The 15,533-nt window shown below is 74.0% G+C and carries 11 protein-coding genes; 9 read left to right on the top strand and 2 right to left on the bottom strand.

What is annotated here, in order from left to right; translation table 11 throughout:
- Positions 1-394: 394 nt before the first annotated feature.
- The 4 genes from AC07AL_RS04410 to AC07AL_RS04425 all read left to right on the top strand — a co-directional run bounded on the left by AC07AL_RS04410 (position 395) and on the right by AC07AL_RS04425 (position 5,132).
- Positions 395-1,006 (top strand): response regulator transcription factor, encoded by a 612-nt coding sequence (locus AC07AL_RS04410; RefSeq protein WP_014136228.1) that lies wholly within the window; start codon positions 395-397, stop codon positions 1,004-1,006.
- Between the two features lie 338 nt (positions 1,007-1,344).
- The gene (gene shbA / locus AC07AL_RS04415) at positions 1,345-2,061 is read left to right on the top strand and encodes an RNA polymerase sigma factor ShbA (protein ID WP_079135824.1); all 717 of its coding nucleotides are present in this window, start codon (positions 1,345-1,347) and stop codon (positions 2,059-2,061) included.
- Between the two features lie 251 nt (positions 2,062-2,312).
- Positions 2,313-3,815 (top strand): IMP dehydrogenase, encoded by a 1,503-nt coding sequence (guaB, locus tag AC07AL_RS04420; protein ID WP_063348998.1) that lies wholly within the window; start codon positions 2,313-2,315, stop codon positions 3,813-3,815.
- Between the two features lie 189 nt (positions 3,816-4,004).
- Positions 4,005-5,132 (top strand): GuaB3 family IMP dehydrogenase-related protein, encoded by a 1,128-nt coding sequence (locus AC07AL_RS04425; RefSeq protein WP_063348999.1) that lies wholly within the window; start codon positions 4,005-4,007, stop codon positions 5,130-5,132.
- Positions 5,133-5,197: 65 nt separating this feature from the next.
- Here AC07AL_RS04425 and AC07AL_RS04430 read toward each other — a convergent pair whose 3' ends face one another.
- Complete coding sequence (locus AC07AL_RS04430) at positions 5,198-5,761, bottom strand: hypothetical protein (protein ID WP_363580150.1); 564 nt, start codon at positions 5,759-5,761, stop codon at positions 5,198-5,200.
- A gap of 254 nt (positions 5,762-6,015) precedes the next feature.
- Between AC07AL_RS04430 and AC07AL_RS04435 the strand changes: the two genes are divergently transcribed.
- Positions 6,016-7,983 (top strand): serine/threonine-protein kinase, encoded by a 1,968-nt coding sequence (locus tag AC07AL_RS04435; protein ID WP_363580152.1) that lies wholly within the window; start codon positions 6,016-6,018, stop codon positions 7,981-7,983.
- 24 nt (positions 7,984-8,007) lie between these two features.
- On the opposite strand, the gene AC07AL_RS04440 is transcribed toward AC07AL_RS04435, so the two are convergent.
- The gene (locus AC07AL_RS04440; RefSeq protein WP_363580154.1) at positions 8,008-8,550 is read right to left on the bottom strand and encodes an SHOCT domain-containing protein; all 543 of its coding nucleotides are present in this window, start codon (positions 8,548-8,550) and stop codon (positions 8,008-8,010) included.
- 57 nt (positions 8,551-8,607) lie between these two features.
- Here AC07AL_RS04440 and AC07AL_RS04445 point away from each other — a divergent pair, with 57 nt between their 5' ends.
- From AC07AL_RS04445 to AC07AL_RS04460, 4 genes are all read left to right on the top strand, one after another.
- The gene (locus tag AC07AL_RS04445; protein ID WP_363580156.1) at positions 8,608-9,732 is read left to right on the top strand and encodes a protein kinase domain-containing protein; all 1,125 of its coding nucleotides are present in this window, start codon (positions 8,608-8,610) and stop codon (positions 9,730-9,732) included.
- 160 nt (positions 9,733-9,892) lie between these two features.
- The gene (locus tag AC07AL_RS04450; protein WP_363580158.1) at positions 9,893-11,644 is read left to right on the top strand and encodes a serine/threonine-protein kinase; all 1,752 of its coding nucleotides are present in this window, start codon (positions 9,893-9,895) and stop codon (positions 11,642-11,644) included.
- 87 nt (positions 11,645-11,731) lie between these two features.
- Entirely contained in the window at positions 11,732-13,363 is a 1,632-nt protein-coding gene (locus AC07AL_RS04455) for a succinic semialdehyde dehydrogenase (protein WP_363580160.1), read from the top strand.
- Between the two features lie 217 nt (positions 13,364-13,580).
- Positions 13,581-15,386, top strand: coding sequence for a GMC family oxidoreductase (locus tag AC07AL_RS04460; protein WP_363630708.1), 1,806 nt, complete (start codon positions 13,581-13,583; stop codon positions 15,384-15,386).
- The last annotated feature ends 147 nt before the right edge of the window (positions 15,387-15,533 follow it).

A 15,533-nucleotide genomic window follows, 5' to 3' on the forward strand; every position in this document is an offset into this window, starting at 1 on the left:
GAAAGCTATAAAAACGGGCAAAGTGGGCAAGGGGTTCGGCGGGCGCGGGCGTGGCATTCGGGTGGCCGACGGGCGCGCGACACTCCGCACCGGTGTGCGGGTCGTGCGCCCACCGCGCGCGAGCTGGGGAAAAGTGCGGCGTGTGCACCGCGATGCGGCTGATCGGTAATGGGTTGGCCACGTACAGTGGTGGAGATGGCCCCGAAGGCCGTAACTCATTCGAGTGACGGTCGTTGGAAGTGCGGAGGCGGTTAGCGGGCGCCGGACGTCGGGAACGATCGCGCGGAATTTGAGGCGATCAGCACGGACTCTGTCGCCGATCGGCCGTGTCGGAGAGGTTCGTACCAGCCAGGAGGCTCAACGTGACGCGGATCAGCTGCGGAGGACGACGGTCATGACTTCCGTTCTCGTTTGCGACGATTCCCCGCTCGCCCGCGAGGCGCTTCGCCGCGCGGTCGCGACCGTACCCGGTGTGGACCGGGTCACCACCGCGACGAACGGGGAGGAGGTCCTCCGCCGCTGGGTGGCCGACCGCTCCGATCTCGTTCTGATGGACGTCCGGATGCCCGGCCTCGGCGGGGTCGAGACGGTCCGGCGGCTGCTGTCCGCCGATCCGGGCGCGCGGATCATCATGCTCACCGTCGCCGAGGACCTCGACGGGGTCGCGCTCGCGGTGGCCGCGGGCGCCCGCGGGTACCTGCACAAGGACGCCTCGCGCGCCGAGCTGCGGGCCACCGTCACCCAGGCCCTCGCCGACCCGACCTGGCGGCTCGCCCCGCGCCGGCTGCGCAGCCCCGACATGGGCGCGGCGCCCACGTTGACGGCGCGTGAGATCCAGGTGCTGGAGGGCATGAGCCACGGCCGCAGCAACGCCGAGATCGGCCGCGAGCTGTTCCTGTCCGAGGACACCGTCAAGACCCACGCCCGACGGCTGTTCAAGAAGCTCGGGGCCTCCGACCGCGCGCACGCGGTGGCGCTGGGTTTCCGCTGGGGCCTGGTCCGCTGACCGCCGGTGGCGCCGCCGGCTGCGGCGCGCCGCCGGCGGTTCCCGGGACGGACGCCGTCCGGGCGTGTGACGTTACGGTCCCGAGGTTGCACCATGGAGGAGTGGAGCACCTCGGGGACCAGCGGACAGGCACTGCGGCGAACCACACGGCCGCGGGACATGCGGCGGACGGCGCGAAGGACGGGACCACCGACGGCGGCGGGGCGGGAGGCGGCACGGTGCAGGAGGGGCCGGTGGTGCGCGGCGGCACGCCGTACGGCGCCGCAGCGCATAACGTTCCGGTGCACAACTCCGGACGCGGTGCCGCGTTTTCCCGCTCGACCAGGCACCATGGACCGATGCGTGACGACGTCGCCGGTGCGGCCGGCCAGGCGGACCCGGTGGAGGCCGAGCCCTCCGGCCCGGGTGGCGATCCGTCGTACGCCGACCCCGGCGGCCCCGGCGCGGTGCCCGGCCCCGGTCGACCGCCGGTGCTCGGCGCGGGCGGCTCCCCGCTGGTGGGCGAGCTCGTCGCGGCCGCCGTCCGCGGTGAGGGCCCGGCCATCGACGCCCTGCTCGCCTACGTCCATCCGCTGGCGCTGCGCTACTGCCGCGGCCGGCTGGTCCGGCTGCCCGGCGGCGCCCGGCACCACGTGGACGACGTCGCGCAGGAGGTCTGCGTCGCGGTGCTGTGCGCGCTGCCCCGGTACAAGGACCAGGGGCGGCCGTTCGAGGCCTTCGTCTACGGCATCGCCGCGCACAAGATCGCCGATCTGCAGCGGGCCGCGATGCGCGGGCCCGGCTCGACGGTCGTTCCGCAGGACGACCTGCCGGAGGTGCCGGACGAGGCGCTCGGCCCGGAGGAGCAGGCGCTGCTGAGCAGCGACGCGGCCTGGGCCAAGGAACTGCTCTCCAACCTGCCGGCCCGTCAGCGCGAACTGGTGCTGCTGCGGGTGGCCGCCGGGCTGTCGGCGGAGGAGACCGGCGAGGTGCTGGGGATGTCCCCGGGCGCCGTCCGGGTGGCGCAGCACCGGGCGCTCAGCCGGCTGCGGGCGCTGGCGGAGGAGTCCTCCTGAAGCCCTGACCGGCCGGAATGAGCCACGGGGGGCCGGTGTTGTCAAGGGCACACGAGGACACATTCGCGGTGCCAGTACCATGGGGTATCGGCGCCTGGGCGGGTTGCCAAAGTTTCGCGGGTGCGCGCGGGGTTCCCCTGGAGGTTCCTCCAAAACCACCCGGCTTCGGCGGTCTGCTGCGAGTGAGCGATGAACGCGCCCCACCCTCAGGGCGTGAGCGGAATAGGCCGGCCACGGAAGGTACCCCCCAAATGTCTTACAACGCCGCAGGCGTACCCGAGAAGTTCGCCATGCTCGGGCTCACGTTCGATGACGTCCTGCTGCTGCCCGGGGCCTCCGCGGTGCTGCCGAACCAGGTCGACACCTCCTCGCGGGTCTCCCGGAACGTGCGCGTCAACATCCCGCTGCTCTCCGCCGCGATGGACAAGGTCACCGAGGCGCGGATGGCGATCTCGATGGCCCGCCAGGGCGGCGTCGGCGTGCTGCACCGCAACCTGTCGGTCGAGGACCAGGCCAACCAGGTCGACCTGGTGAAGCGCTCCGAGTCCGGCATGGTCACCGACCCGATCACGGTCGGCCCGAACACCACGCTGGCCGAGGCCGACGCGCTGTGCGCCAAGTTCCGCATCTCCGGCGTGCCGATCGCGGACGAGGCCGGCAAGCTGCTCGGCATCGTCACCAACCGTGACATGGCCTTCGAGTCGGACCGCAGCCGCCAGGTCCGCGAGATCATGACCCCGATGCCGCTGATCACCGGCAAGGTCGGCATCTCCGGGGTGGACGCGATGGCGCTGCTGCGCCGCCACAAGATCGAGAAGCTGCCGCTGGTCGACGACGAGGGCCGGATCAAGGGCCTGATCACCGTCAAGGACTTCGTCAAGGCCGAGCAGTACCCGAACGCCGCCAAGGACGCCGAGGGCCGTCTGCTGGTCGGTGCCGCCGTCGGTGCCAGCGCCGAGGCGTTCGACCGGGCCCAGGCCCTGGTCGAGGCCGGTGCGGACTTCCTGGTCGTGGACACCTCGCACGGCCACAGCCACAACGCGCTGGCCTGGATCGGCAAGATCAAGTCGGCCGTCGGGATCGACGTGGTCGGCGGCAACGTGGCCACCCGTGACGGCGCCCAGGCGCTGATCGACGCCGGCGTGGACGGCGTCAAGGTCGGCGTCGGCCCCGGCTCCATCTGCACCACCCGCGTGGTCGCCGGCATCGGCGTCCCGCAGATCACCGCCATCTACGAGGCCGCGGTGGCCTGTCAGGCGGCCGGCGTGCCGGTCATCGGCGACGGCGGTCTCCAGTACTCCGGCGACATCGGCAAGGCGCTGGCCGCCGGCGCCGACACCGTGATGCTGGGCTCGCTGCTGGCCGGCTGCGAGGAGTCCCCGGGTGAGCTGATGTTCATCAACGGCAAGCAGTTCAAGTCCTACCGCGGCATGGGCTCGCTGGGCGCGATGCAGTCCCGCGGCCAGGGGCGCTCGTACTCCAAGGACCGCTACTTCCAGGCCGAGGTGGCCTCGGACGACAAGCTCGTCCCCGAGGGCATCGAGGGCCAGGTGCCCTACCGCGGCCCGCTGTCGGCCGTGCTGCACCAGCTGGTCGGCGGCCTGCGCCAGACCATGGGCTACGTCGGCGCCGCCACCATCGCCGAGATGGAGAGCAAGGGCCGCTTCGTCCGGATCACCTCGGCGGGCCTCAAGGAGAGCCACCCGCACGACATCCAGATGACCGTCGAGGCGCCGAACTACTCCAACCGCTGAGTCCGCGGACATCGAGGGCCCGTCGCCGCACCCCGGCGCCGGGCCCTTCGGCGCGCCCGGGAGCGGGGGCGGGCCGCCGGGGTGGGCCCCGCGCCCCGGAGGCGAGCGCGCGAGGCAACCGGGGTGCGGGATACTGGGGGCGGCCGGGGTGACCCGGCGGGCATGAGCAACAAACCAGAAGGGCTCGAAGTGACTGAGATCGAGATCGGGCGAGGCAAGCGCGGCCGACGGGCGTACTCCTTCGACGACATCGCCGTCGTCCCCAGCCGCCGTACCCGGGACCCGAAGGAGGTCTCGATCGCCTGGCAGATCGACGCCTACCGCTTCGAGCTGCCGTTCCTGGCCGCCCCGATGGACAGCGTGGTCTCGCCGCAGCAGGCCATCGCCATCGGCCGCCTCGGCGGCCTCGGCGTGCTGAACCTGGAAGGCCTCTGGACCCGCTACGAGGACCCGCAGCCGCTGCTCGACGAGATCGCCACGATCACCGACGAGGCCGCCGCGACCCGCCGCCTCCAGGAGATCTACGCCGCGCCGATCCGCGCCGAGCTGATCAAGCAGCGGATCCAGGAGGTCCGCGACTCCGGTGTGGTCACCGCCGCCGCGCTCTCGCCGCAGCGCACCGCCGAGTTCTCCAAGGCCGTCGTGGACGCCGGCGTCGACGTCTTCGTCATCCGCGGCACCACCGTCTCGGCCGAGCACGTGTCCAGCGGCGCGGAGCCGCTCAACCTCAAGCAGTTCATCTACGAGCTGGACGTCCCGGTGATCGTCGGCGGCTGCGCCACGTACACCGCGGCCCTGCACCTGATGCGCACCGGCGCGGCCGGCGTGCTGGTCGGCTTCGGCGGCGGCGCCGCCCACACCACCCGGGGCGTCCTCGGCATCCAGGTGCCGATGGCCACCGCCGTCGCCGACGTGGCCGCCGCCCGCCGGGACTACATGGACGAGTCCGGCGGCCGCTACGTGCACGTGATCGCGGACGGCGGCGTCGGCTACAGCGGCGACATCCCGAAGGCCGTCGCCTGCGGCGCCGACGCGGTGATGATCGGTGCCGCGCTGGCCCGCGCCACCGACGCGCCCGGCAAGGGCTTCCACTGGGGCATGGAGGCCGTCCACGAGGAGCTGCCGCGCGGCAAGCGGGTGGACCTCGGCACGGTCGGCACCACCGAGGAGATCCTGACCGGTCCCTCGCACACCCCCGACGGCACCATGAACCTGTTCGGCGCGCTGCGCCGCGCGATGGCCACCACCGGCTACACCGAGCTCAAGGAGTTCCAGCGGGTCGAGGTGACCGTCAACCCGGCGCTCAACCACCGCTGAGACGCGTCGTGGTGAAGGCCCCCGTCGGTTCGGCCGGCGGGGGCCTCGGGCTGTCCGGATCGGAGTCAGCCGCGGTTGGCGGTGCGGCGGGTGAGGAGGAAGCCGCCGACCAGGGCGATGCCGTAGAAGGCGAGGTCGAGCGCGCGCAGCTCGGCGCGCCAGTGCGCCAGGGCGTCGTGCGGCAGGCCGCGCGGGCCGGGGCCGGCCGCGTGCACCCGGCGGAGCTGGCCGGTCAGCTGGCCGAGCAGCAGCGCGCAGGCCGCGAGCAGCGCGCCGAGCAGCGGCAGCACCCGGCTGCGGCCGCCGAGTCGGCCGAGCGGTAAGGCGACCAGGGCGGCGAGGGCGATGGCCAGCCAGCCGAGGCTGTCCGCGGCCCGGGCCGGCGCGCAGCCGTAGGCCAGGCCGCCGAGCAGCATGGCGAGGAGGGCGAGGGCGACCGCCAGGGCGGTGCGGCGGTGCGGGCCCGTCCGGTGGGAGCGGACGGCGGGGAGGTATCCGGCCACCGGGACACCGGGCATACCGGGCGCGACGTAGCCCTCGGGGGAATCCAGGGTGGGTGTGACCGAGTAGTGCTGGGCGGTGCGCGGCCGGCCCGACTGGCCGTCAGCGCCCGGTGCGGGTGCGGTCATGGGCGTCGGATCCCCCCGGAAAGACGATGAGCTGCCGAACGGTAGCAGCGCCCCGGCCAGATCTTGGCGAGTTTTCGATCACAGATCGGGCACGGAGCGCCGAGCCCGATCCGGCACGCCCCGGATCGGGTGCGGGGGCCGGGTGGTCCCGGCCCCCGGGGACAGGGGATGATGGAGACTTGGGCGTTCGGGCCTGAGGCCGGGCCGACACGCCGTCACCACGACCGCCAGCAGCACATGGGGGAACGTTCCGAATGACCCAGGCGCAGGGTTCCACCGGCCGCCTCCTGGCCGGCCGCTACCGGCTGAACGGCGTGCTCGGGCGCGGCGGCATGGGCACCGTCTGGCGCGCCGAGGACGAGATGCTGGGGCGGACCGTCGCGGTCAAGGAACTGCGGATGAACGCCAGCGTCGAGGAGGAGGAGAAGCACCGGCTGATCGTCCGGACGCTGCGCGAGGCCAAGGCCACCGCCCGGATCCGGCACAACTCGGCGGTCACCGTCTTCGACGTGGTCGACGAGGACGACCGGCCGTGGATCGTCATGGAGCTGGTCGAGTCCCGCTCGCTGGCCGACGTCATCCGGGAGGACGGGCCGCTGGCCCCCGCCCGGGCCGCCGAGATCGCGCTCGACGTGCTCGGCGTGCTGAGCGCCGCGCACGCGCTGGGCATCCTGCACCGGGACGTCAAGCCGTCCAACGTGCTGATCGGCGACGACGGCCGGGTCGTGCTCACCGACTTCGGCATCGCCAGCGTGGAGGGCGACGCCTCGGTCACCTCCACCGGCATGCTGGTCGGCGCGCCCTCGTACATATCCCCGGAACGGGCCCGCGGGCAGAAGCCCGGGCCGCCGGCCGACCTGTGGTCGCTGGGCGGCACGCTGTACGCGATGGTCGAGGGCCGGCCGCCGTACGACCGGGGCTCGGCGCTGGCCACCCTGACGGCGGTGATGACGGAGGAGCTGACCGCTCCGGTGAACGCCGGGGCGCTGCAGCCGGTGATCGAGGGGCTGCTCGCCAAGGACCCGGCCGAGCGGCTGGACGCCTCGCAGACCCGGTCGATGCTGAAGCGGGTCGTCGCGGAGGCCACCTCGAAGGCCGAGTCGACCACCGTGCACGCGCTGCCGGTCGAGCGGCCGACCGCCGCGGTGGAGCCGGAGGAGGCCCCGGCGGAGGCCGAGGAGGGCCGCAAGCGGTCCATCGGCGGGCTGCTGGGGACGGTCCGGGTGGGCAGCCGGGCCAAGGACGAGGAGCCCGCCGCCGCGGCGGAGCCCGTCGTGGAGCCGGCGCCCGAGCCCGCTTCGCCGTCCTCGGAGGTGGCGTCGGGCTCGGCGTCGGGTCCGGCTCCGGGGGCCGAGCCGATCCGGCCGGTGACCAGCGAGTGGACCCTGGGCGCCACGCAGGCGGCCGGTGCCGACCCGCGCAACGGACGGCGGCGGCTGGCCGTCGTCACCGTGGTGCTGGTTTTGCTGCTGATCGCCGGGGTGGTCGCGGTGCTCCAGGCCGTCGGGAACGGGGACGACTCGTCGGCGAACGGTGCGGGCGCCACCTCGTCGGTCTCGACCGGCCCCGAGACCGGGCCGAGCGGGACCCCGGCCGCGTCCGTTCCGCCCGCGGAGCCGGAGCCGGGCACCGACAAGCCCGCCCCGGAGAAGCCGGCCACCGACACGCCGGCCCCCGACAAACCGGCCGACACGCCCGGCCCCTCCGCGGCGAACCCGCCGGCCGCCGGCTCGCCCGCCACCACCCCCGCGCAGAGCCCGACCCCTCCGGGGACCGCCGTGCCGGCCGGTTACCACGAGTACAAGGACCCGACCGGCTTCTCGGTCGTCCTGCCGGACTGGCTCCAGCCGGCCGGTTCGGAGGGCGTCCGCCGGATCTTCAAGGGCAACGGCAGTACCCTGACCATCGAGTGGACCACCAGCCCCGGTCCCAGCGCCGTCGCCGACTGGCAGGAGTCCGAGCCGGGCCTGCGTTCGAAGGTCACCAACTACCAGCGGGTCAACCTGGCCGCGATCAACTACCGGCAGTGGAGCAACGCGGCCGACTGGGAGTGGATCAGCGGCACGCCGCGCACGCACTCGCTCAACCGGGGCTTCGTCACCGGGAACCCGGCCAAGTACGGCTACGCGATCTACTGGATCACCCCGGACGCGGACTGGGGTGCCCCGGCCAACTCCCAGGCCCGGGACACGGCCTTCGCCAGCTTCCAGCCCGCGCCGTAGGCCATGGCCCCGGCCGGGCAGGGCCTAGCCGATCAGGCGGGCCTTGGCCCGGGTGAACTCCTCGTCGGTGAGCGCGCCGGAGGCGTGCAGGGCGGCCAACCGCTCCAGCTGGCCGAGGAGTTGGTCGCCCGCACTGAGGTCGGCGGGGGCGGTGTCGGCCGCCGGGCGGGCGGCCGACGCGGCTTTGCGGGCGAGCCGGGCGGCCTCCCGGAGCTGCTCGGCGAAGACGTCGGCCTTGGCCACGTCCTCGAACCGGTGCGAGCCGGTCAGCGCGACGACGGTGAGCACGTCGCCGTTGAGCTTGGTCCTGGCCACGGCCGCGTCCGTGACCGCCGTAAGCGGAACCGGGACCGGCGGTTTACCGTCCTTGAGAAAGAGCAGTCGGTGGGTCGTGAGGACGAGCACGCCCTTGCGGAAGTGGTCGGGATGGCGCCCGGCCGTCGAGGCGACCGGATTCTCGCCGTCGATGACGGCCGCCTCCACGGTGCGCACGGCCTCGGCCTGATGGGCTTGGCTGTTGTTTCCCGCCACCTTGAAGGCGGTGTCGATCAGATCGGTCCAGTCCATGGGACCGAGCGTAAAGGAGCCGCTCAGTAGGCTGCTCGGTGAGCGAGAGGAACTGGCATGCGAGGCGGCCCGGGGCAATTGCTGGCGGGACGGTACCGGCTGACGGACCGTCCCGAACTCCTGCGGGCCCTGGCGGTGGACGACCGCACCGGGGAGTCCGTGCTGCTGCGCGCCCTGGAGCTGCCCGCGCTGCTGACCACCGGTCAGGACCTGGACGGCGAGGTGCCCGCGCACGCCGACCGGCTGGTCCGCCGGGTGGCGGCGGTCGGCTCGTCCGCGCCGACCGGGCACCCCCGGCTGCTGCGCGGGCTCGGTGCCTTCGTCGAGGGCGAACTGCTGTGGACGGTGGAGGAGCGGCCGGGCGCCATGACGCTGGCGGACCTGGTGGCGGCCGGACCGGTGCCGCCCTACCGGGCGGCCGAGCTGGCGGCGGACCTGGCCGGTGCGCTGCGGGCGCTGCACGAGGACGGACTCGTCCACGGGAACCTGACCCCCGAGTCCGTGCTGGTCTGCGAGGACGGCGCGGCGATGCTCGGCGGGCTGCTGTCCGGGGTGGCGCAGGAGGCGCTGGCCGAGGACCTCGGCGGCCCGGGGGGGCGCCGCCGGTACGACGTGCGGGCCACCCTGGTCGGCCCGGTGGCGGAGCGCTGGCCGCTGGACGGCGGCCCGGCGGGCGACTGCTGGGCGCTCGGGGTGCTGGTGCAGCGGCTGGTCACCGGCCGCTCGCCGTTCCCGGACGGCGGCGTGCCGGAGCTGGTGTCGGCGGTCCGGGACGGGCGGCGGGAGCCCGCCGCGGCCTGCGGGCCGCTGGCGCCGCTGGTCGAGCGGCTGCTGCAGCCCGACCCCTCGCTGCGGCCGACCGCCGAGGAGGCCCGCTGGGAGCTGGCGGCGCTGCTCGCGGGCGCGCCGGAGCCGGTCGACGAGGAGTGGGCGGCGCGGGCGCTGGTGCTGAGACCGGAGGCCCCGCTGGTGCGGCGTCGGCGCGGGCGGGGTGGTGGACGGGGGCGGCCGGAGGTCGTCGTGGGTACGAACGTCGGGGTGGGCGCCGGGGCGGGCGCCGGGCGGCCGGACGAGGTGCGGCCGCCGCGGATACCTCCGGCGCTGCTCGGCCCGCTGCTGGTCGGGGGCGTGTTCCTGCTGCTGGTGCTGGGAGTGACCGCGGTGGTGCTGTTCGCAGGCTGACGGCCCCGGAGTGTCCCGGGCCGTCGGTCCGACGGGTGAGCGTGATTACCGGGGCTGGCAAGGTGCGCCTAATGTGTGCGTGGGATTTGTTCGAACAGTGGTCTGCACCAGGCCCTCCGTCGCTGTGACGGCAGACGGATGTGAGGGGGAGTGGTCGCCGATGGGCGTGCAGGACCGGCCGGAGACGGCCGAGACGGAGCGGCTGCTGGCCGGGCGGTACGAGCTGGGCGACCGGCTCGGCCGCGGCGGGATGGGGACCGTCTGGCGGGCCTGGGACCGGATGCTGAACCGCGAGGTCGCGGTCAAGGAACTGACCGTCAACCACCTGCCTGAGGACGAGCTGCAGATCCTGCACGCCCGGATGAAGCGGGAGGCCAGCGCGGCCGCCCGGATCAAGCACCCCGGCGTGATCACGGTGCACGACGTGCTGGAGCAGGACGGCCGGCCGTGGATCGTCATGGAGCTGGTGGACGGCCGCTCGCTGGCCGACGTGATCAGCCAGGACGGCACCCTGCAGCCGCGCGCCGTCGCCGAGGTCGGCAGCCAGGTGCTCGCCGCACTGCACCGCGGCCACCAGCTCGGCGTCCTGCACCGCGACGTGAAGCCGGCCAACGTGCTGCTGGAGCGCGGTACCGGGCGGGTGGTGCTGCTGGACTTCGGCATCGCGACGTACGAGGGCTCGGCCGAGTTGACCCGGCCGGGCGATCTGGTCGGCTCGCCGGACTACCTGGCGCCGGAGCTCGCCCAGGGCGAGCGGCCCGGGCCGGCCTCCGACCTGTGGGGCCTCGGGGCGACGCTGTACGCCGCGGTGGAGGGCCAGTCGCCGTTCCGCCGGACCTCGCCGATCACCACACTGGCCGCCGTGGTGGGTGAGCCGCTGCCGGAGCCGCTCCGGGCCGGGCCGCTGGGCCCGGTGCTGGCCGCGCTGATGGCCAAGGACCCGGCCGAGCGGCCGAACGCGGACGAGGCCGCCCGGATGCTGGCCGAGGTGAAGGCCGGGCACACGATCGGCCTGAAGTCGGTCGCGCCGCTGCGCGCGCCCACCCAGTCGGTGCCCGTGGTGGACCGCAGCGAGCGCCCGGCGGCGGCGGAGGACCACGCGGAGGAGGCCGCGCCGGGGACGACGGTGGAGGAGGCCGAGGAGCCGACCGGGGTGCGCTCGGGGGCCGTTCCGGACACCACCGGGGGCGCGGCCGACGGGGCGGCGGCGCTCACCGCAGCGGTCGCGCCGGTGGCGCACCCCGTCACGCCCGCGCGCGGGCCGGCCAAGCGCCGCAGCACCCTGAAGATCGTCGTGATCGCGGTGGCCGTCGGCCTGCTGGCGGCCGGCGCGACCTTCCTCGCCACCCGGAACACCACCACCGGGCACGTCGCCGCCTCCACGGCCGACGAGCCCGTCCCGACCGCCTCCGTCAACCCGGACCCCACCAGTGGCGCCAGCCCGGGGCCGGCGGCGCCCAACGGCTACCACTGGGTCGACGACCCGGCCGGCTTCCGCTTCCCGCTGCCCTCGGTCAGCCCGGCCTGGCAGCGCAGTGCCACACCCGACAACCAGGTCTACTACAGCCCCGACAACAAGGTGCACTACCTGCAGTTCGCGGTCACCGTCGGCCAGTCGGTCAAGCCGCTGGACCACCTGCGGCAGATGGAGGCCACCGTCTCCAAGAACCTGAAGGAGTACAAGCAGCACAAGATGACCGGCGTCGCGGTGAACGGCCACGAGGCGGCCGTCTGGGAGTTCAGCTACCTCGCCAAGGAGGGCGGCCGGCGCCGGGCGGTCGAGGCCGAGTTCATCGACGACGACGGCACCAGCTACGCGATCTACTCGTCCAGCCCGGACCGGGGCAACGAGTGGAACGAGGCGGAGCAGCGCTTCAACGCGGTGCTGCACTACTTCGCGCCGACCCGCTGACCGGGGGGAGCCCGCTCCACCCGGCCGCGGCAGATTCTTGTTACCGACGGGTACCGGACCGGCCGCCGAGCGCCTAGGCTGCGCCGTATGTCGGACCTCACAGCAGGCGCAGCGGCCACCGAACACCCCGCGACCGGGAACCCGCCCGCCCCCGGCGGGGGCCGGACCGTCGCGGCGGCCGTCCCGCCGTCCCTGGTCGCCCGGCTGGCCGCCGGCGTCACCGCCACCGGCGAGCCCAGCCTGGTGGAGACCGTCGCCCCGCTGACCGGCGAGCGGCTGGCGAGCCTGCCGCGGTCCACCCCGGCCGACGTCGAGGTCGCCTTCGAACTGGCCCGCCGCGCCCAGACGGCCTGGGCCGCGCTGCCGGTGCGCCGCCGGGCGGCCGTCCTGCTGCGCTTCCACGACCTGCTGCTCAAGCGGCAGGACGAGGTGCTGGACCTCGTCCAGGCCGAGACCGGCAAGGCCCGGCTGCACGCCTTCGAGGAGGTGCTGGCCGTCGCCATGGCCGCCCGGCACTACGGGCGGGCCGCGCACGGCTACCTCCGGGACAAGCGGCGCGGCGGGGCGCTGCCGGTGCTCACCCACGCGGTCGAGGCCCGCCGGCCCAAGGGCGTGGTCGGCCACATCTCGCCCTGGAACTACCCGCTGGAGCTGTCCGTCGGCGACGTCCTGCCCGCCTTCGCGGCAGGCAACGCCGTGGTCAACAAGCCGGACACGCAGACCGCGCTGACCGCGCTGTGGGCCCGCGAGCTGCTGATCGAGGCCGGGCTGCCGGCCGACCTGTGGCAGGTCGTGATCGGCGACGGCCCGGTGATCGGTCCCGCCGTGGTGGAGCACGCCGACTACGTCTCGTTCACCGGCTCCACCCGCACCGGCCGGGAGGTCGCCCAGCGCGCCGCCGCCCGGCTGGTCGGCGCCTCGCTCGAACTCGGCGGCAAGAACGCCATGCTGGTCCTCTCCGACGCCGACCTCGACCGGGCCGCCGCGGGCGCCGTGCGGGCCTGCTTCTCCTCCGCCGGGCAGCTGTGCATCTCGATCGAGCGGCTGCTGGTGCACCGCTCGGTGGCCGACGACTTCCTGGAGCGCTTCGCCGCCCGCACCCGGGCGCTGCGCCTCGGCGGCGGCCTGGCCTACGGCGCCGACATGGGCTCGCTGGTCTCCGTCCGCCAGCTGGAGACCACCACCCGACACGTGGAGGAGGCGGTCAAGGCGGGCGCCACCGTGCTGGCCGGCGGCCGGGCCCGGCCCGACCTCGGCCCGTACTTCTTCGAGCCGACCATCCTCGACGGGGTCACCCCGGACATGGCGGTCTGCGGCGAGGAGACCTTCGGCCCGGTCGTCTCCGTCTACCGCTTCGACACCGACGACGAGGCGGTGGCCGCCGCGAACTCCACGCCGTACGGCCTGAACTCCAGCGTCTGGACCAGGGACACCCGGCGCGGCCGGGCGGTCGGGGCCCGGCTGCGCACCGGCACGGTCAACGTCAACGAGGCCTACGCGGCCGCGTACGGCTCGATCGGCTCGCCGATGGGCGGCATGGGCGACTCCGGGCTCGGCCGCCGCCACGGCGCCGAGGGCATCCTGCGCTTCACCGAGGCACAGACCGTCGCGACCCAGCGGCTGATGCCGATCGCGCCCTCGTTCGGGCTGGACGACCGGCAGTTCGCCGCGGTGATGACCGGCGGGCTGCGGGTGCTGAAGGCGCTGCGGTTCAAGTAGCCGTCCCGGGCCGAAGGTTCAAGTAGCCGTCCCGGGCCGAAGGTTCAAGTAGCCGTCCCGGGCCGGCGGTTCGTCCCCGTGGGTCGGAGTCGGCCCGGCCGGTGGTCCGATCCGACCGTCCCGCAGCCAGGTTCCGTCCCGCAGTCAGGTTCGCCCGTCTCGCAGTCAGGTCCGCCCGTCCCGTAGTCAGGTTCGTGTCCCGAAGGAGCAGTGGCAGATGGTGGAGTCCGGCGGTGCGGCGGAGTTCGACTACGACGTGGTCGTGGTCGGCTCCGGCTTCGGTGGTTCGGTCGCCGCGCTGAGGCTGACCGAGAAGGGCTACCGGGTCGCCGTCCTGGAGGCCGGTCGGCGCTTCGAGCGGGACGAACTGCCCAGGAACTCCTGGGACCTGCCGAACTACCTGTGGGCGCCGAAGCTCGGCCTCTACGGCATCCAGCGGATCCACCTGCTGGCCAACGTGCTGATCCTGGCCGGCGCCGGGGTCGGCGGCGGCTCGCTGAACTACGCCAACACCCTGTACGTGCCGCCGAAGGCCTTCTTCGAGGACCGCCAGTGGCGCCACATCACCGACTGGCAGGAGGAGTTGGCGCCGTTCTACGACCAGGCGCAGCGGATGCTCGGGGTCCGGCTCAACCCGACCGTCACCCCCTCCGACGTGCACCTCAAGGCCGCCGCCGAGCAGATGGGGGTGGGCGACACCTTCCACATGGCGCCGGTCGGGGTCTTCTTCGGGGACGGCCGGGACGCCGGCGGCAGGGCCAAGGCGGCGCCCGGGGACGAGGTCGCCGACCCGTACTTCGGCGGTGCCGGGCCGGCCCGCAAGGCCTGCGTGGAGTGCGGCGAGTGCATGACGGGCTGCCGGCACGGGGCCAAGAACATGCTCACCGAGAACTACCTGCACCTGGCCGAGCGGGGCGGCGCCGAGATCCACCCGCTCACCACGGTGGCCCGGATCCGGGAGCTCCCCGGAGCCGACGGGAGCCACGGCTACGCGGTGGACGTGCGCCGGACCGACTCCCGCTCCCGCACCGACCGGGTGAAGGCGGGCGCGCGGACCATCACCGCCGCCCGGGTGGTGGTCGCGGCCGGGACGTACGGCACCCAGTCGCTGCTGCACCGGATGCGTGACGGGGGGCACCTGCCCCGGATCTCCGCCCGGCTCGGCGAGCTGACCCGCACCAACTCCGAGGCGCTGGTGGGCGCGCAGACCACCGACCGGCGCTACGGCAGCCGGGTGGACTTCACCAAGGGCGTGGCGATCACCTCCTCGATCCACCCGGACGCCAGCACCCACATCGAGCCGGTCCGCTACGGCAAGGGCTCCAACGCGATGGGCGCGCTGTCGATAGCCCAGGTCAAGGGCGGCGGACGGGCCCCGCGCTGGCTGCGCTACCTGGGCGGGTCGGTGCGCCACCCGGTGACCTTCGCCCGCTCGATGAACCAGCACCGCTGGTCCGAGAAGACGATCATCGGCCTGGTGATGCAGTCGCTGGACAACTCGATCACCGTCTCGCTGAAGAAGGACCTGCTCGGCAAGAGCCGGCTCACCTCCGCCCAGGGCCACGGCGCCCCCAACCCGACCTGGATCCCGGCCGCCGAACAGGGCGCCCAGGCGCTGGCCGAGCAGATCAACGGCTTCGCGGGCAGCAGCGCCGGCGAGATCTTCGACATCCCGATGACCGCCCACTTCCTCGGCGGCTGCCCGATCGGCGACGCCCCCGAGACCGGCGTGGTCGACCCCTACCACCGGCTGTACGGCCACCCCGGGATCAGCGTGGTCGACGGCGCGGCCGTCTCCGCCAACCTCGGGGTGAACCCCTCGCTGACCATCACCGCGCAGGCCGAGCGCGCCATGTCGATGTGGCCCAACAAGGGCGAGGCGGACCGCCGCCCGGCCCAGGGCGAGGCCTACCGGCGGGTCGCCCCGGTGGCGCCGGCCCGGCCGGCCGTCCCGGAGGACGCGTTCGGCGCGCTCCGACTGCCGCTGCTGCCCGTCCCGGAGGTCCCGAAGAAGCGCGGCTGAGCAGGCCTCGACGGGCCAACCCGCCCGGCTCGGTACCCGGTTGACATTCGTTCGGATCCGATGGGATAAACGGGCTTTCTGGGGGACCAGGAACTCGTCGAGCGGGGGGAAACCGGTCCATGGCCATCTGCGCATCGTGCGGCGCGG

This window comes from Kitasatospora sp. NPDC043949 (genome assembly GCF_056435365.1).

Excerpts from the sequence above, each read along its gene's own strand:
- AC07AL_RS04460 (WP_363630708.1), top strand. The coding sequence starts at position 13,581 with ATGGTGGAGTCCGGCGGTGCGGCGGAGTTCGACTACGACGTGGTCGTG.
- AC07AL_RS04445 (WP_363580156.1), top strand. The coding sequence starts at position 8,608 with ATGCGAGGCGGCCCGGGGCAATTGCTGGCGGGACGGTACCGGCTGACG.
- AC07AL_RS04430 (WP_363580150.1), bottom strand. The coding sequence starts at position 5,761 with ATGACCGCACCCGCACCGGGCGCTGACGGCCAGTCGGGCCGGCCGCGC.
- AC07AL_RS04440 (WP_363580154.1), bottom strand. The coding sequence starts at position 8,550 with ATGGACTGGACCGATCTGATCGACACCGCCTTCAAGGTGGCGGGAAAC.
- guaB (WP_063348998.1), top strand. The coding sequence starts at position 2,313 with ATGTCTTACAACGCCGCAGGCGTACCCGAGAAGTTCGCCATGCTCGGG.
- shbA (WP_079135824.1), top strand. The coding sequence starts at position 1,345 with ATGCGTGACGACGTCGCCGGTGCGGCCGGCCAGGCGGACCCGGTGGAG.
- AC07AL_RS04435 (WP_363580152.1), top strand. The coding sequence starts at position 6,016 with ATGACCCAGGCGCAGGGTTCCACCGGCCGCCTCCTGGCCGGCCGCTAC.
- AC07AL_RS04455 (WP_363580160.1), top strand. The coding sequence starts at position 11,732 with ATGTCGGACCTCACAGCAGGCGCAGCGGCCACCGAACACCCCGCGACC.
- AC07AL_RS04450 (WP_363580158.1), top strand. The coding sequence starts at position 9,893 with ATGGGCGTGCAGGACCGGCCGGAGACGGCCGAGACGGAGCGGCTGCTG.
- AC07AL_RS04410 (WP_014136228.1), top strand. The coding sequence starts at position 395 with ATGACTTCCGTTCTCGTTTGCGACGATTCCCCGCTCGCCCGCGAGGCG.